11 protein-coding genes are annotated in these 17,814 nt (G+C 48.2%); 10 read left to right on the top strand and 1 reads right to left on the bottom strand.

The annotated features are described in order from the left end of the window. Positions 1–265: 265 nt before the first annotated feature. The gene (gltA, locus tag E2B99_RS06860) at positions 266–1,552 is read right to left on the bottom strand and encodes a citrate synthase (RefSeq protein ID WP_026471427.1); all 1,287 of its coding nucleotides are present in this window, start codon (positions 1,550–1,552) and stop codon (positions 266–268) included. 818 nt (positions 1,553–2,370) lie between these two features. Here gltA and sdhC point away from each other — a divergent pair. From sdhC to pgaA, 10 genes are all read left to right on the top strand, one after another. Beyond that, complete coding sequence (gene sdhC / locus E2B99_RS06855; RefSeq protein WP_083698576.1) at positions 2,371–2,775, top strand: succinate dehydrogenase, cytochrome b556 subunit; 405 nt, start codon at positions 2,371–2,373, stop codon at positions 2,773–2,775. Further along, positions 2,775–3,140 (top strand): succinate dehydrogenase, hydrophobic membrane anchor protein, encoded by a 366-nt coding sequence (sdhD, locus tag E2B99_RS06850; RefSeq protein ID WP_134244196.1) that lies wholly within the window; start codon positions 2,775–2,777, stop codon positions 3,138–3,140. Before sdhC ends, sdhD begins: the two co-directional genes overlap by 1 nt. A gap of 12 nt (positions 3,141–3,152) precedes the next feature. Next, the gene (sdhA, locus tag E2B99_RS06845; RefSeq protein WP_134244195.1) at positions 3,153–4,997 is read left to right on the top strand and encodes a succinate dehydrogenase flavoprotein subunit; all 1,845 of its coding nucleotides are present in this window, start codon (positions 3,153–3,155) and stop codon (positions 4,995–4,997) included. Between the two features lie 13 nt (positions 4,998–5,010). Beyond that, a complete protein-coding gene (locus tag E2B99_RS06840) occupies positions 5,011–5,721 on the top strand; it encodes a succinate dehydrogenase iron-sulfur subunit (protein ID WP_134244194.1) in 711 nt (236 codons plus the stop codon). A 699-nt stretch (positions 5,722–6,420) separates the two neighbouring features. Continuing rightward, positions 6,421–9,276, top strand: a complete 2,856-nt coding sequence (locus E2B99_RS06835) for a 2-oxoglutarate dehydrogenase E1 component (protein ID WP_134244193.1) — start codon at positions 6,421–6,423, stop codon at positions 9,274–9,276. 2 nt (positions 9,277–9,278) lie between these two features. Then, positions 9,279–10,523, top strand: a complete 1,245-nt coding sequence (odhB, locus tag E2B99_RS06830; protein WP_134244192.1) for a 2-oxoglutarate dehydrogenase complex dihydrolipoyllysine-residue succinyltransferase — start codon at positions 9,279–9,281, stop codon at positions 10,521–10,523. 125 nt (positions 10,524–10,648) lie between these two features. Continuing rightward, positions 10,649–12,103 carry a dihydrolipoyl dehydrogenase gene (lpdA, locus tag E2B99_RS06825; protein WP_134244191.1) on the top strand — a complete coding sequence of 485 codons (1,455 nt, stop codon included), beginning with the start codon at positions 10,649–10,651 and terminating at the stop codon, positions 12,101–12,103. A gap of 195 nt (positions 12,104–12,298) precedes the next feature. After that, the gene (gene sucC, locus E2B99_RS06820; RefSeq protein ID WP_134244190.1) at positions 12,299–13,462 is read left to right on the top strand and encodes an ADP-forming succinate--CoA ligase subunit beta; all 1,164 of its coding nucleotides are present in this window, start codon (positions 12,299–12,301) and stop codon (positions 13,460–13,462) included. A gap of 11 nt (positions 13,463–13,473) precedes the next feature. After that, a complete protein-coding gene (gene sucD, locus E2B99_RS06815; RefSeq protein ID WP_134244189.1) occupies positions 13,474–14,364 on the top strand; it encodes a succinate--CoA ligase subunit alpha in 891 nt (296 codons plus the stop codon). Positions 14,365–14,686: 322 nt separating this feature from the next. After that, positions 14,687–17,800 carry a poly-beta-1,6 N-acetyl-D-glucosamine export porin PgaA gene (gene pgaA / locus E2B99_RS06810; RefSeq protein ID WP_134244188.1) on the top strand — a complete coding sequence of 1,038 codons (3,114 nt, stop codon included), beginning with the start codon at positions 14,687–14,689 and terminating at the stop codon, positions 17,798–17,800. Positions 17,801–17,814: the final 14 nt, after the last annotated feature.

Here is a 17,814-nt window from a genome sequence, read left to right as displayed (position 1 = left end):
AGGATCAGAAAGCTTGTTTGAATCGATGTATTTCATCCGCAGATTATGCACGAATGCTAAGAAATCCGGAGTGCAAATATTAACCAAAAAGAAGATCGTTTTTTGATTTATGAAAGAGATCTAATATAATTATAAAATGAAAACCATTAGCTATTACGTATAGCAAAGTTAAAGTTTATGTCTTGACTAAAGAAAATCGTTTTTCTTCACGCTAACAAAAAACTCCCTTACGGGAGTTTTTTGTATTCAAGCATGGAATAGCAAATTAACGCTGGTCTACCTTGACAAAATCACGCTGGGTCGCGCCAGTGTACAGCTGACGTGGACGGGCAATCTTGTAAGGTGCGCTGTGCATTTCCAGCCAGTGGCTAATCCAGCCCACAGTACGAGCCAGTGCAAAGATTACGGTAAACATTGCAGTGGGGATACCAATGGCTTTAAGGATAATGCCAGAGTAGAAGTCAACGTTTGGATACAGGTTGCGCTTAATGAAATATTCATCACTCAGTGCAATTTTTTCCAGTTCCATGGCCAGTGCAAGCTGAGGATCATTGATACCCAGCGCAGCCAGTACTTCATCACAGGTTTGCTTCATGACTTTGGCACGTGGATCAAAGTTTTTGTAAACGCGGTGACCAAAGCCCATCAGCTTCACTTCTTTGCGTTTTACTTTTTCCATGAACTCAGCCACGTTTTCAACGCTGCCAATTTCGTCCAGCATTTTTAGCACAGCTTCGTTGGCACCACCATGCGCAGGGCCCCACAGTGCTGCAATACCAGCCGCAATACAGGCATACGGGTTGGCACCAGTAGAGCCAGCCATGCGCACCGTAGAGGTAGAGGCATTTTGCTCGTGGTCAGCATGCAGAGTGAAAATACGGTCCATGGCTTTGGCCAGTACCGGATTTACCTTGTAGTCCACATCAGCAGGGGTAGCAAACATCATGTACAGGAAGTTTTCAGCGTAGCTCAAATCATTACGCGGGTACATGAATGGCTGGCCGATGGTGTACTTGTAGCTCCAGGCCGCAATGGTTGGAATCTTGGCAACCAGACGAATTGCAGTAATTTCACGGTGTTTTGGATTTTCAACATCCAGACCATCGTGATAGAACGCAGACAGCGCACCTACCACACCACACATTACTGCCATTGGATGCGCGTCACGGCGGAAACCGTTATAGAAGCGCTGAACCTGATCATGCAACATGGTGTGGTTGCGAACCAGTTTATCAAACTCATCTTTTTGCTCGGCATTGGGTAGCTCGCCGTGCAACAACAGGTAGCAAACTTCCAGATAATCTGCTTTTTCAGCCAGTTGATCAATTGGATAGCCGCGGTGTAATAAAACGCCCTTATCACCATCGATAAATGTAATTTTGGATTCACAGGCAGCAGTTGCCATAAAACCAGGATCAAAGGTGAAGTGTCCTTGGGCCAACACATCCTTTACATCAATAACGTCTGGCCCGAGTGTGCCGCTGTAAATTGGTAGATCAATTTGTTTGCCATCAAGCGAAAGAACGGCTTTTTTGCCAGTTGCGTCAGACATTCAAAAACTCTCCTGTCCTGGTGTTATAGGATGCGATTGTGCGGAAAATCAATTACAAGATCAGTAATTGTTAAATTCCGTTAACGCCATGTAAAAAAATGCGCTATAAGCTTAGTTTGAACTAAAATTTTGTCAATCATACTTCAAGCTAAAATGCCAATTTAATCAAAAAAAGTCATCACAAATACGACCTTGTCTGATTACTTTGCTGATGCATGGTCATCATAATAAATGACAGGCAAGCAGCCAAAGTCACATAGCATACAATATGCCAAAGTTATTGGTGACAATCCTATTTGTAAGCAGATTTGTAAAAAATTGCGATACTTAAATCTTTTAAAGCAAAAAAATGCAATATCCAGATTTTATTTCATCTAATTTAATGAATTGAATCATTATTTTTAACTAAACGAAGATGCTGCTTTTTAGGGCAATGGCTTAAAATTATTCTTAGACTTTAGCCGCATAAATTTTACTTGACCTTATTAAAAGATTTTTTTCAGGCCTTTTTCGGCAAACTATATAATACAGCAAGAAGGATGCTTGGAACTGCGTTAATACTTGGCAACTCTAGCATGCAAGCTAAAATTAGATAAATAATAATGCATGCATCAGGCACAAGGATAGGGAATTACAGCCTCACTAAAGAAGCAATTCTCATTTGCGCTTCAAAAAAAACGAAATTCATTTTCGCTGCCAGTTTGTAATTAAATCATAACAGCACTATAATTTCGTGTCGTTTTTAACAGGCTTAGCGCCTGTTTCGCCAGCTTTCCTTCGAATTAATACAAACTCCAATGGGAGTTTTTACCTACAGGATGCCCGCTGTGAAAAGCAACAGACCTGTCAATTTGTCCATGGGCCAAGTGTTAGCGGTAAATTTGCGCTCTCCCGTGGCTATTGCTTCGATTCTACACCGCGTGTCTGGAATCATCATTTTTTTACTTATTCCTGTATTGCTCTGGCTCTTACAGGGTTCTTTGGCTTCTCCAGAACGTTTTGCCTATGTGCATGACCAGATTTTCGGCAACCTGCTTGTCCGTCTGGTGGTGTGGGCATTTGTGGCTGGTCTGATCTACCATTTGATTATGGGCATCAAGCACTTGCTTGGCGACATCGGTTTCGCTGAGGGCCTGCAAAGTGGCCGTGCTGCTGCGACTACTGCGCTGGTACTTTCTGCCATTGGTATTGTGGCGTCATTTATCTGGTTGGTGGTGCTGTGATGAGAAGTGCAACAGGTTTGACCGGTTCCGGTTCACGTGACTGGATTGTACAGCGCCTGAGTGCTGTCATTCTGGCGGTATATACCATTCTGATTCTGGGCTGGATTTTGCTCCATCCCGGGTTTGACTACACGGCCTGGTATGGCTTTATGATGACCTTGCCGATGAAGATTTTTAGCCTGCTGGCTATTTTATCTCTGGTTGGGCATGCATGGGTGGGCATGTGGACAGTATTTACTGACTACATTACGCCAGCGCAGGTTGGTCCTTCTGCAAGTGCGTACCGTCTGATTCTGCAATGTGCAACGATTGTTGCAATAATTGTGTTTATGGTCTGGGGTATCCAGATTTTCTGGGCACATTGATAGGAACATATCATGGCAGCAACTGATCTTAAAAAATCAAACCCCAATCAAGATTTTACCAATATTGAAACCCTGAACTTCGATGCCGTAATTGTTGGCGGCGGTGGTTCGGGCATGCGTGCATCTTTGCAGTTGGCTGAGGCTGGCTTAAAAGTTGCCGTATTGACCAAAGTATTTCCAACCCGTTCTCACACCGTTGCTGCCCAGGGTGGTATTGGTGCGTCTTTAGGCAACATGCAGGAAGACAACTGGCACTACCATTTTTATGACACCGTCAAAGGTGGCGATTGGTTAGGCGATCAGGATGCCATTGAGTTCATGTGCCGCGAAGCACCCAAAGTGGTGTATGAGCTTGAGCACATGGGCATGCCGTTTGACCGTAATGAAGATGGCACCATCTATCAGCGTCCGTTTGGTGGTCACTCTGCCAACTACGGTGAAAAAGCTGTGCCACGTGCCTGTGCTGCCGCTGACCGTACTGGCCATGCGCTATTGCATACCCTGTACCAGAAAAACCTTGAGCTGGGTACCCAGTTCTTTGTGGAATGGATTGCACTTGACCTGATTCGTAACGAAGCGGGTGATGTTCTGGGTGTAACGGCCATTGATCAGGAAACTGGCAATGTGGCGGTATTCCAGGCCAAGGCAACCCTGTTTGCAACTGGTGGTGCAGGTCGTATTTTCCGTGCGTCTACCAATGCCTATATCAATACCGGTGACGGATTGGGTATGGCATCCCGCGCGGGTATTCCGTTGCAGGATATGGAATTCTGGCAGTTCCACCCGACTGGCGTGGCTGGTGCTGGTGTACTGTTAACTGAAGGCTGCCGTGGTGAAGGCGGTGTGCTGCGTAACAAGAGCGGTGAGCCGTTCATGGAACGCTATGCGCCAACCTTAAAAGACCTTGCCCCACGTGACTTTGTTTCCCGTTCCATGGATCAGGAAATCAAGGAAGGCCGTGGCTGTGGCCCGAATGGCGATTACGTGGTACTGGATCTAACCCATCTGGGCGCAGATACCATTATGAAGCGTTTGCCGTCCGTATTCGAAATTGGCAAGAAGTTTGCCAACGTAGACTGTACCAAAGAGCCAATTCCGGTTGTACCAACCATTCACTATCAGATGGGTGGTATTCCAACCAACATTCATGGTCAGGTAGTTGTTCCCAAAGGGGATAACCCTACAGAAGTTGTAAAAGGCTTCTATGCAATTGGTGAGTGTTCATGTGTGAGCGTCCACGGTGCAAACCGTCTGGGTACCAACTCACTGCTGGATCTGGTGGTGTTTGGTAAAGCTGCTGGTGAACATATCATTGATTATGTGACCAAGCATCATGGCGATGACTATGCGCCATTGCCAAATGCTGTGCTGGAAAACACCAACCGTCGCTTGAATGCCCTGCAAAATTCAACCACTGGCGAAAATGCACAGGATGTTGCGGATGCGATTCGTGAAGTCATGCAGCAGCACGCGGGTGTGTTCCGTACACAAGCGTTGATGGATGAAGGCGTTAAACAGATTCTTGCGCTGGCGCCACGGGTGAAGAACCTGCATCTGAAAGACAAATCCAAGGTATTCAATACTGCCCGTATTGAAGCACTGGAAGTTGAAAACCTGTATGAAGTTGCCAAGGCAACCATGATTTCTGCAGCGGCGCGTACCGAGTGCCGTGGTGCGCATACCGTGGTTGACTATGAGTTACCGGGTGATCACCCAACCTATGCCAATGGCCGCCGTGATGATGAATGGATGAAGCATACGCTCTGGTATTCTGTTGACAACCGTCTTGAATACAAGCCTGTGCGTCAAAAGCCACTCACAGTGGATGAAATTCCACCTAAGCCACGTACATTCTAATCAGGAGTTCAAGATGAGCAGAGGTACTCGTACTTTCGAAATTTATCGCTATGATCCTGATAAGGATAAAGCACCCTATATGCAGACCTATACGCTGGAGCTCAATGATAGCCACCGTATGTTGCTGGATGTATTGCTTGAGTTGAAAAAGCAGGATGAAACCCTGACTTTCCGTCGTTCTTGCCGTGAAGGAATCTGTGGTTCTGATGGCATGAACATCAATGGTAAGAATGGTCTGGCCTGTTTGTTGAACCTGAACGAACTGCCACAAAAGATCGTCATTCGCCCATTGCCGGGTCTGCCGGTGATTCGTGATCTGGTGGTCGACATGAACCAGTTCTACGTTCAGTACGAAAAGGTTCGTCCTTATCTGTTGAATGACCAGCCTGCGCCACCAAAAGAGCGTTTGCAGTCTCAGGAAGATCGTGAAAAGCTGAATGGCCTGTATGAATGTATTCTATGTGCCTGCTGTTCAACCTCGTGCCCATCATTCTGGTGGAATCCGGACAAGTTCCTGGGACCATCTGCACTGATTCAGGCATACCGTTTCATTATTGATTCGCGTGACACAGCACAAGCCGAGCGTCTGGCACGTATGGACGATCCATTTAGCCTGTTCCGTTGCCGCGGTATCATGAACTGTATTTCGGTATGTCCAAAAGGCCTGAATCCAACCAAAGCCATTGGTCATATCCGTAATCTGTTACTGGAGCAGGCAGGCTAAACCTGTTTTGTTCTGTCAGAAAACGCGTCCTTGAGGCGCGTTTTTTGTTTTTTCGCTGCGGGTTAACTGTAAAAAAACCGTGTGTTTCTTTTTAGTGCAGATGTGCTTCAACTTTGGTCTTATTGGAGCTGAAAACAGCGCATAAATCTCGTATGCTATTCATTATCAGCAGGATTATTTCACGGCTTAATATCAGCTATTGAATAAAAAAATCCAGATGGTTATGTAACTCATGATACGATTTGTCACATGAAAAACAGATGATGAAAGGTCATAATAATAGCCATTATTGATAACGCTTTTTGTCTGTATTTGAAAGTCTTGCCAGATTTACTGGACAGATGCCACTGAATAAGTCGCATTCGCCAAGCCAAAAGAACTGTGTCTTACACTATCCTTTGTTTTGGCCAATTCGATTTGCAAAAAATTGCTCGTTTTAGGACGGGTACGGTGTACGGCTAGATAAGTAGGTAAAGCAGGGTAACGTGTCTGACGCAAAAGCCTGTTTTACTCGTTTGTCTGGAAGCATGCGTTTGCCAGTTAACCTGGCTTGGTTGTGTTGTCGTCGTGTGTGGGTGGCTTGGATTCTTAATCTGGGGCATTTACGCAACATTAAAGTTTTGTATCCGAAACTTTAATGTGAAGTGGCTTGTTTATCCGGCAAGCTATTATTTTTGCAATTGAAAAATGGGTCGTCTCATGCAAGAAGTTGTTGACGCACAGCGTCTGGACACAGAATTATCCGCAGAAAATGCGGCATATATTGAAGAACTTTATGAATGTTACCTCACTGCCCCAGAAACAGTAGGAGACGATTGGCGGGCCTATTTTGATCAGTTCCCCAAAGGGGATCAGCCACATCGCAATATCAAAGAACAATTTCTATTACTGGCTCGCAATAGCACTCGTGTACAACCGATGCCGCAAAGTTCAGTCAGTACTGAGCATGAGCGCCGTCAGGTTGGGGTATTGCAACTAATTGCAGCCTACCGCAACCGTGGTCATCAAAAAGCCAAACTTGATCCATTGCATCTGGCCAAGCGTGAGCAGGTGCCTGATCTAGATCTAGCGGCGCATGGCCTGTCACGTTCTGATCTGGATACGGTTTTTCAAACCGGTAATCTGGCCATCGGCAAGGTTGAAACCACACTGGGTGAAATGGTTGATGCCATGGAAGCCATTTATTGTGGTTCAATTGGTTCAGAGTACATGCACATTGTTGACACCAAGGAAAAGCGCTGGATTCAGCAGCGTCTGGAAGGTGCGCGTGGCCAGTTTAATTTTAGCAATGAACAAAAAACCGCGATTTTAGAGCGCCTGACTGCTGCCGAAGGTCTGGAAAAGTATCTGGGCAGCCGTTATGTCGGCGCCAAGCGCTTTGGCCTGGAAGGTGGCGAAAGCTTTATTCCCATGATCAATGAAATCATTCAGCGTTCCGGCAAGGCAGGAACCAAGGAAGTGGTTATTGGCATGGCGCACCGTGGCCGCCTGAACATGCTGGTCAATATTTTGGGCAAGAACCCGGCTGACCTGTTTGGCGAGTTTGAAGGCAAGACCTTTAACAAAAAGGGTTCTGGTGATGTGAAATATCATCAGGGTTTTTCCAGTAACGTGATGACACCCGGTGGTGAGATTCATCTGGCACTGGCGTTTAACCCATCCCACCTTGAAATTGTAGGCCCTGTAGTTGAAGGTTCAGTACGTGCCCGTCAGGTGCGCCGTCAAGACATTGGTGGTGACGATGTGCTGCCAATCATTGTGCACGGCGATGCTGCGTTTGCCGGACAGGGCGTGGTCATGGAAACCTTCCAGATGTCACAAACCCGCGGTTATACCGTGGGTGGCACCATGCATGTGATTATCAACAATCAGGTGGGCTTTACCACCAGTTGCCCTGATGATGCCCGTTCAACTGAATACTGTACTGACGTGGCTAAAATGGTGCAGGCGCCAATTTTCCATGTTAATGGTGATGACCCTGAAGCCGTGGTGTTTATTACCCAACTGGCACTGGATTTCCGGCAGGAGTTCCGCAAGGACGTGGTCATTGACCTGTTCTGCTATCGCCGCCGTGGTCATAACGAAGCCGATGAACCATCAGCAACCCAGCCGCTGATGTATCAGGTCATTAGCAAGCTACCAACCACCCGTACTTTATATGCTGACAAGCTGATTAAGGAAGAGGTGGTTAATCGTAGCGATGCTGACAATATGATTGAAAGCTATCGCTCGGCACTGGAAGCAGGTAAGCATGTGGCGAATGCACTGGTGCGTGAGCCGAATAAAAAGCTGTATGTGGATTGGTCGCCTTATGTGGGTCACCAACTGGTAGATCGGTGGGATACTGGGGTTGCAAAAGAACGTCTTCAGGAGCTGGGCCGGAAAATGGCACAGTTCCCTGAAGGTTTTGTGTTGCAAAAGCAGGTACAAAAAGTCATTGATGACCGTTTGAAAATGCAGACTGGCGAGCTAGCACTCAACTGGGGCGCTGCTGAAACCCTGGCGTATGCAACCTTGCTGGATGAAGGCTATCTGGTAAGGCTCACTGGTCAGGACGTGGGACGCGGTACTTTCTCACATCGTCATGCCAAGCTGTTAAACCAGACTGATGGTAGCCAGTATATTCCGTTATGCCATATCAAGGAAAACCAGCCCCGCTTTGCGCTGTATGATTCTTTGCTTTCCGAAGAAGCTGTACTGGCGTTTGAGTACGGCTATGCCACCACCATTCCAAGCAGCCTGATTGTGTGGGAAGCCCAGTTTGGTGACTTTGCCAATGGCGCACAGGTGGTTATTGACCAGTTTATTAGCTCCGGTGAAACCAAGTGGGAGCGCCTGTGTGGCCTAACGCTGCTATTACCGCATGGCTATGAAGGGCAAGGCCCTGAGCATTCCAGCGCGCGTCTGGAGCGTTTCCTGCAATTGTGTGCTGAAGAAAACATGCAGGTTTGCACACCAACCACGCCTGCGCAAATTTTCCATGTATTACGTCGGCAGGTTGTTCGCCCAACCCGTAAGCCTTTGGTGATTATGTCGCCCAAGAGTTTGCTACGTCACAAGCTGGCAACCTCAACACTGGATGAATTGGCCAATGGCCGCTTTGATACAGTGATTGATGAGGTGGATAACCTCGATAAGACAGCGGTTAAGCGCGTCGTATTGTGCGGTGGCAAGGTGTATTACGACTTGCTGGAAAAACGCCGTGAAGAAGAGCTGGATGATGTGGCGATTGTGCGCATTGAGCAACTTTATCCTTATCCGCAAGCCCGCGTGCGCGAAGTGTTATCGCAATATCCAAATCTGGAACGTGTGATGTGGGCACAGGAAGAACCGCAAAATCAGGGTGCATGGTTGTTTATTGCCCACCTGATTTATAGTGATGTTGCCAGCCTGCGTCCAGACCAGCTTATTCCAGTCAACTATGCCGGTCGCCCTGCTTCTGCAGCTCCGGCCAGTGGTTCGCCCTATTTACACGCAAAACAGCAAGCTACTCTGGTGATTGATGCCCTGGGTCTTGACTCTACAAATAAGCCTGATCAGCAAGGAGAATCCTAATTATGGCAACCGAAATTAAAGCCCCCGTCTTTCCAGAATCAGTTGCCGACGGCACCATTGCAACCTGGCATAAAAAAGTAGGTGAGCCTGTTTCCCGTGATGAAGTAATTGCCGACATTGAAACCGATAAGGTGGTACTGGAAGTGGTAGCGCCTGCGGATGGCACCTTGAGCAATATTGCCAAGCAGGAAGGTGAAACCGTACTGTCTGGCGAAGTGATTGCAACCTTTGAATCAGGTGTTGGTGCTGTTAGCGAAAACGACGTTGCCAAGAATGTTGAAAAAATTGAAGCCGGCGCAACCCCGATTGTAAAACGTGATGAGCCAGTCGCAACCCAGCAAACTGGTGAATCTTCCAGCGATCAAAGTCCAGCGGTGCGCAAGGCAGTATCTGAGCAGGGTCTGGATATCAAGGATATTTCCGGTACAGGCCGTGGCGGTCGTGTCACCAAGGAAGACGTGACCAATCACGTGAATGCACCTAAAGCTGCCCCACAACCCGCAGTTGCTGCTCAAGCACCTACTGCATTGAGTCAGGCAGTGGGTGAACGTGTAGAAAAACGTGTTCCCATGACCCGCTTGCGCAAGCGTGTGGCTGAGCGTTTATTGTCGGCTACCCAGCAAACTGCCATGTTGACCACATTCAATGAAGTCAATATGAAACCAATCATGGATATGCGTAAGCTGTATCAGGAGCGTTTTGAGAAACGTCATGGTACCAAGCTGGGCTTTATGTCGTTCTTTGTGAAGGCTGCAACCGAAGCCCTCAAACGCTATCCCGCAGTGAATGCGTCTATTGATGGCGATGACATTGTTTATCACGGCTATTATGACATTGGTGTTGCGGTATCTTCCGACCGTGGTCTGGTTGTGCCTGTGCTGCGTGATACAGATCGCCTGAATCACGCCGAAGTGGAAAAAAATATTATCGACTTCGGTAAAAAGGCACGGGAAGGCAAGCTGTCAATTGAAGACATGACTGGTGGTACCTTTACCATTTCTAATGGCGGTACCTTTGGTTCATTGCTGTCTACACCTATTCTGAACCCGCCCCAAACAGCCATTTTAGGCATGCATAAAATCCAGGAACGTCCGATGGCGGTGAATGGTCAAGTGGTAATCCTGCCGATGATGTATCTGGCGCTGTCTTATGACCATCGCATGATTGATGGTAAAGAAGCCGTTGGCTTCCTGGTTGCGATTAAGCAGTTTATTGAAGATCCAGCGTCCCTGTTGCTTGATCTGTAATTGGCTCGATGAAATTCAAGTGCTTGCCATTAATGCAGGCAAGCACAAATTTTTAATGATTTGCCCATTTTAAAAATTAGGCCACTTGCAGAAGACTGATTTTTTGCAGGTTAAGGAGTAAAACTATGGCACAACAGTATGACCTAGTCGTCATTGGTGGTGGCCCGGGTGGCTATGAAGCTGCCATTCGTGCAGCCCAGCTGGGCTATAAAGTTGCCTGTATTGAAAAACGTATACATAACGGCAAGCCTTCCATGGGCGGCACTTGCCTAAACGTGGGCTGTATTCCGTCCAAAGCCCTACTGGATTCATCGCATCGTTATGAATCAACCCAGCATGACCTGCAAGCACATGGCATTACTACTGGTGATGTCAGTATTGATATTGCCACCATGCAGGCGCGCAAAACCAAAGTGGTTGAGCAGTTAACAGGTGGGGTGGCCCAGCTGTTAAAAGGCAATGGCATTGACTGGCTGCAAGGTACAGGCAAGCTGCTGGCAGGCAAGAAAGTGGAATTTACGCCGCTGGAAGGCCTTGATTCAAAAGCAGCTGAAGTGCAAACCCTTGAGCCGAAGTATGTGATTCTGGCATCAGGCTCAGTGCCGGTTAATATTCCGGTAGCGCCTGTTGATGAAGCGCTGATCGTGGATTCTACTGGTGCGCTGGCGTTTGATCAGGTGCCTGCCACTCTGGGTGTCATTGGTGCTGGTGTGATTGGTCTTGAACTGGGTTCAGTATGGCGCCGTCTGGGCAGTCAGGTGGTCATTTTTGAAGCACTGGACAGTTTCCTGCCCATGGCAGATAAAGCACTGGCCAAGGAAACCCAGAAAGTGCTCACCAAGCAGGGTCTGGATATTCGCTTAAATGCCAAGGTCACTGCGACTGAAACCAAAGATGGCAAAGTTACTGTGAAATACAATCAGGCCGGCGAAGATAAGGAACAAACCTTTGACAAGCTGATTGTCTGTGTTGGCCGTAAGCCATATGCCGAAGGACTGTTGAGTGACGATGCAGGCATTACGCTCACTGAACGCGGTTTTGTAGAGGTTGACGACCAGTGCAAAACTTCGGTTGATGGTGTGTATGCCATTGGCGATCTGGTACGTGGCCCAATGCTGGCGCATAAAGCCATGGAAGAGGGCGTAATGGCGGTTGAGCGGATTCATGGCCATGCCGCGCAGGTGAACTATGACACTATTATCAGTGTGATTTACACCTTCCCTGAAGTGGCGTGGGTCGGCTTGTCGGAAGAAAGCGCCAAGGAAAAGGGCATTGAGGTGAAAACTGGTCAGTTTCCGTTTGCAGTCAATGGCCGTGCGCTAGCCGCTGGTGAACCCGCAGGGTTTGTCAAGTTTGTGGCTGATGCCAAGACTGACCGCCTGCTGGGCATGCATGTGCTGGGCAGCGGTGCAGGTGACATGGTGCACCAGGGCATGATTGCACTGGAGTTTGTGTCCAGTGTGGAAGACCTGCAACTGATGACTTTTGCGCATCCTACCCTGTCTGAAGCAGTACATGAAGCGGCACTGTCGGTAGATGGACGTGCGATTCATGCCATTCAGCGTAAGCGCAAGTCATAACGTACTGAGTCAACAAGCAAGAAATTTGAAATGAAGTAAGCAGGATCACTTTTTGACAGCTTTAGTTCAAAAAGTGGCTGTGTGTCTGGAATACGAAAGCAGTGTCTGCCTGCTGGCATGGACAACATTGTCCATAACAACAGGCAGGCACGGCAGTATTTAAATTAACCAACGATTATACGGTTAGGTCTATCAATGAATTTACATGAATATCAAGCAAAAGCGTTGCTTAAGCAATATGGTATGCCGGTACAGGAAGGCATTTTGGCAACTACGCCAGAAGAAGCAGCAGAAGCGTTTGAGAAGATTGGTAACTTTGCCGTCATCAAGGCTCAGGTTCATGCAGGTGGCCGTGGTAAAGCAGGCGGTGTAAAGATCGCCAAGAGCAAGGAAGAAGCGGCACAAATCGCCCGTGACCTGATTGGAACACGTCTGGTGACCTATCAAACTGATGCCAATGGCCAGCCTGTAAACAGTGTACTGGTGTGTCAGGATGTGTATCCGGTTGAGCGTGAGTTGTATCTGGGTGCGGTCATTGACCGTTCAACCCGTCGCGTGACTTTCATGGCGTCTACCGAAGGTGGCGTGGATATTGAAAAAGTGGCTGAAGAAACCCCTGAAAAGATCATCAAGGTGACAGTTGACCCCTTGGTGGGCCTGCAACCATTTGAAGCACGCGATGTGGCGTTTCAGCTGGGTTTAAAAGACAAGCAAATTAACCAGTTTGTGAAACTGATGGTAGGCGCCTACCACGCCTTTATTGAAAATGATTTTGCCCTGTTTGAAATCAACCCGTTGTCCGTACGCGAAAATGGCGAAATCCTGTGTGTGGATGCCAAGATCGGCATCGACTCCAACGCGCTGTATCGTTTGCCTGAGATTGCTGCATCCCGTGACAAGTCGCAGGAAAATGAGCGTGAGCTAAAAGCCTCTGAGTTTGAACTGAACTATGTAGCACTGGAAGGTAACATTGGCTGTATGGTGAATGGGGCTGGCCTTGCCATGGCAACCATGGACATTATCAAGCTGTATGGTGGCCAGCCTGCCAACTTCCTGGATGTGGGCGGTGGTGCAACCAAAGAGCGCGTGATTGAAGCCTTCAAGCTGATTCTGGCCGATACCTCGGTGCAGGGCGTATTGATCAATATCTTTGGTGGTATTGTGCGTTGCGACATGATTGCAGAAGCGATTATTGCAGCGGTTAAAGAAGTGAATGTGACTGTTCCTGTGGTGGTTCGTCTGGAAGGTAATAATGCCGAGCTTGGTTCCCAGATTCTGGAGCAATCAGGTCTTAAACTCATTCCAGCGCAGGGCTTGGCCGATGCAGCGGAAAAAATTGTTGCAGCCGTAAAAGCCTAAGGAGCATTAGCATGAGCGTATTAATTAACAAAGACACCAAGGTTCTGGTTCAGGGCTTTACCGGCAAAAACGGTACTTTTCACTCTGAACAGGCCATTGCTTACGGCACCAAAGTCGTTGGTGGGGTAACGCCGGGTAAAGGCGGTTCAACCCATCTGGATCTGCCGGTATTTAACACCATGCGTGAAGCTGTGGATCAAACCCAGGCTGATGCAACCGTTATTTATGTACCGGCACCATTTGTTCTGGATTCCATTATTGAAGCAGTAGATTCCGGTGTTGGCCTGATTGTGGTGATTACCGAAGGCGTGCCAACCATCGACATGCTAAAAGCCAAGCGTTACCTCGAAACCAATGGCAATGGCACCCGTCTGGTTGGTCCAAACTGTCCGGGCGTAATCACCCCGGGTGAATGCAAGATTGGCATTATGCCGGGCCATATTCACCTGCCGGGCCGTATCGGCATTATTTCCCGTTCCGGCACCCTGACGTATGAAGCTGTGGCGCAAACCACCAAGCTGGGTCTGGGACAGTCCACCTGTATTGGTATTGGTGGCGATCCGATTCCGGGCATGAACCAGATTGATGCGCTGAAACTGTTCCAGGATGATCCGGACACTGATGCCATTATCATGATTGGTGAAATTGGCGGTACTGCGGAAGAAGAAGCGGCTGAATACATCCAGTCTAACGTGACCAAGCCTGTTGTGGGTTATATCGCCGGGGTTACTGCGCCAAAAGGCAAGCGTATGGGTCACGCAGGTGCAATTATTTCTGGCGGCAAGGGTACTGCTGAAGAAAAATTTGCAGCGTTTGAACGCGCAGGCATGGCCTACACCCGAAGCCCTGCTGAGCTGGGTTCAACCATGTATCAGGTGTTAAAAGATAAAGGCATGGTTTAATACCAGTTTTTAATCTTTGATTGAAAAGGGCGCTTCGGCGCTCTTTTTTTATAGGCATCAGTAAGTATTTTTTGTTCTACCTGTAGGAAATAGACTACTCTGTCTATCAGAAATGGATTACATAAAAGCGAATAAATTAGTTGAATTAATACCAATTGCTAAATGGAATTACGTTTTTTCAGATTCTATTACGCGAATTTGCCAATCTGGAATCATTTAAACACTGACGGTTAAAAATAAAAATACACAATAGGCCACACAACGTATGCCGGCCATTTAAAAACGCCAGCTTTAATTTTTGCTCTTTATTTTTGGAATAATTATGGGGACATCTTACCCTGATCCATTAAAAAACAAACTTTATCTGGGCTGTTTAGTTTTTCTGGAAATAGGCTGTTTTACTTTATCTTCATCACTATATGCCAAACCGGCAGGCACTGCCTTAAGTATTAGCCAGCAGCGCGAACAGGCGGTTCAACTGGCAAAGCAGGGTAAACTTCCGCAAGGCATAGCTACCTTACAGCAACTGCACCGCCAAGCGCCAAAAGACCTGAAAGTAACGGCTGACCTGATTGTGCTGTTAAGGCTGGCTGGCAAAAATCAGGCAATTGTCCAGTTAACCCAAAGTAGCCAGTTACAGCAGCTGGCGTTGCAAGTACCTGTCTACGCCAGAATGGCCTGGATTGGGGGCTTGCGCGATAGCCAGCAACCAAAGCTGGCCTATCAGGTGGCCCAGCAGATTATGGCGCATCAGACATTGTCCAACCAAGCACCGCAGCTTGATGTACTCTATTATGCCACACTGGCTGCTGAAGCGGGGCAAAGCACCGATGCCCGTGCAATACTTGACCGTATTCAACCGGCTACCCTGAAAACAGCAGATCAGTATGCACAACTGGCCTATATTTATCGTTTACTGGGTGATGCAGGTCAGGGTCTGGCGTATGCAGATCAGGCCTTGGCAATACAGCCAACCCATAAGCTGGCACTTACCCAAAAGCGCTTAATTCTAGGCCAGCAGGCGGTTAAGCTGGCCAGTCAGTGCCAGTTTGAACCAGCCATCAGCCAGCTTCATCAATTGCATCAGCAAGAACCTGATGATTTAAAGACAACTGCGGATTTGATGGTGGTACTGCGTCTGGCTGGCCGCAATGCAGAACTTGTCAGGCTAGCGCAGCAGGAAAAATTAACCACAAAAATAAATGATATTCCTGCCTATGCCTATAAATCCTGGCTGGATGCCCTGCGTGACCAACAACAGTTTCAGGCGGCATTTGAACTGGCCCGGCAGATATATAGCCAATCTGAACAGCAGCCTACAGGGCAAGCACCATTTGATGACTGGTATTACGCCACACTGGCTGCAGAAGCCGGGCAAACTACAGTGGTGCAGCAACTACTGGGCTCATTACAGCAAAGTACGCTTAATGCCGACCAATATGCACGACTGGCATACATCCAGCGTTTGGCAGGTCTTTCAGGACAGGCAATAGTTTCCAGCCAGCAGGCACTGGCCTTGAATCCACAGCAGCGACTGGCACTGGAACAGCAGTTTGTTGCTTTAAGAAATCTGAATCGGGTAAATAAAGCCTACCAGTTGGCACAACAGCATCCAGACGTTTTTCCGGCAAGTATGCTGTGGCCCGTCAAGGCAGACTTACTGAGCTTGAACCTGCAGGCAGCGCTCAAACAAAAGGATCAGCTGGAACGACAGGGCAAGTACCAGCAGGCCGCTCAGCTGATTGACCAAAACCTGTTGGCGCTACGACAGGCACTGGATCAGCTCAATAAAAACCAGAATGAATATGCACCGCTGTTTAATGATTACCTGTATGCCTTGCGGGTGCGTGAACGCATGCCGGAGCTGATAGCCGAGTACCAGAAGCTGTCGGTGCGTGAGCAATTCCAGTTACAGCCCTATGCCAAGCGTGCCGTGGCTGATGCCTATCTGGCCACCAAGCAGCCCGTGCAGGCGCATGAGATTTATCAGTATTTACTGGATAACCTGCCACAGCCGGATGCTGAACTGTTTATTGCGGATTATTATGCTTTGCTTGAGCAGGAAAAATACCAGCAGGCCAGTAATGTACTGGTCAAAATGGATCAACAGTTTCCTGCTATGGCAGCCAATACAATGGATGTGGAAGCCCGCAAAACCCGGGTACGGGTGGAGCAGGTGCTGGCACTGGATGCGGCCTATCGTAACCGGCTGGACATTGCCGCGCCAAAGCTGCAGCAACTGGTGCAAGACAACCCCGACAATGTCAGTTTGGCGAATGATTACGCCACCATCTTAAACTGGCGTGGTTTGCCGCAGACCGCTGAACAGGTGGTGCAGCAGGCGTATAAAAAAGCCCCGCATAATGTGGCACTGGATTTAACCCACGCCAGTAATAGCCGTGACTTGCAGGACTATGCAGGCTGGCAGGATGCGCTGGAGAAGGCAAGCCAAAAAACGCCTGAAAGTTCCAGTGTGATTAAGGCACAGCAGGAGTGGCAGAATCGCCAGCGTGTCACCCTGCAAAGCGACCTTAAAATTGCGCACAGTAAGGCTGATGGGCAAACCTTAAGCAGTGTGAATGGCAGTCGTGACCGTGAGTGGCATACCCGGCTAAATAGCCCGTGGCTGGACAATCGCTGGCGAATTTTTGTAGATCATCAGGATCGCTGGGCTGACCTTGAGCCAACACATCAACGTGACCAGCGCTTGGGCCTTGGGGCAGAGTGGCAGCAAGACCGCAAAAATGCCTGGGTTTTAGTGAATCAGCAACTGGATAAGCAATCAGGTCAAAGTCAGTCCGGCCAAAGTTCAAGTTCCCAAAAAACCGGCTTTAGTGCAGGCTGGGGGCACTGGCTTAATGACCACTGGCGCTATCGGTTGGGTTATGAGCATAACTCATCACAAATTCCGCTACGGGCACTGGAAGCAGGCCTGGATGCCAATGGCTATCAGGCGGGCGTGGATTGGCGGCAGCATGAGTCACGCAGCGCGTCGTTTAATTATCAGGCATTGGACATTAGCGATGGTAATTTGCGCCAGTCGGTATCGGGTGCTTTTAACCAGCGCCTGTTTGCTAATGAAAAACACATCACCACGGGTGGACTGGAAGTATTTTATGAAACCAACAATCAACCCGGCGGCAGTTATTTTAATCCTGACCACAATTTAAGCTATGGCATCAACATGCAACATGACTGGATGACCTGGCGCGGTGATGAGCAGCAGTCCTTCAATCAGCATTTTGAACTGGGCACCGGCATTAATCAGCAAGCTGGGTTTTCCGGTAAATCCTATGTCAATGCGCTGTATCAGCATGAGTGGCAATTAAATCGGCGCTGGCAAATCAATTATGGCATTGGCTGGGGCAGTCAGGTGTATGACGGCAACCGTGAGCATCGGACGTATGGTGTGCTGGGGCTGAGCGGTGCATTTTAATGAATAATCACAAT

The sequence above is a fragment of the Alkanindiges illinoisensis genome (genome assembly GCF_004377485.1).
GTDB classification, from domain to species: Bacteria; Pseudomonadota; Gammaproteobacteria; order Pseudomonadales; family Moraxellaceae; genus Alkanindiges; species Alkanindiges illinoisensis_A.
Note: the sequence above shows the minus strand (reverse complement) of the source record. Positions and strands in the feature narration are given on the sequence as shown.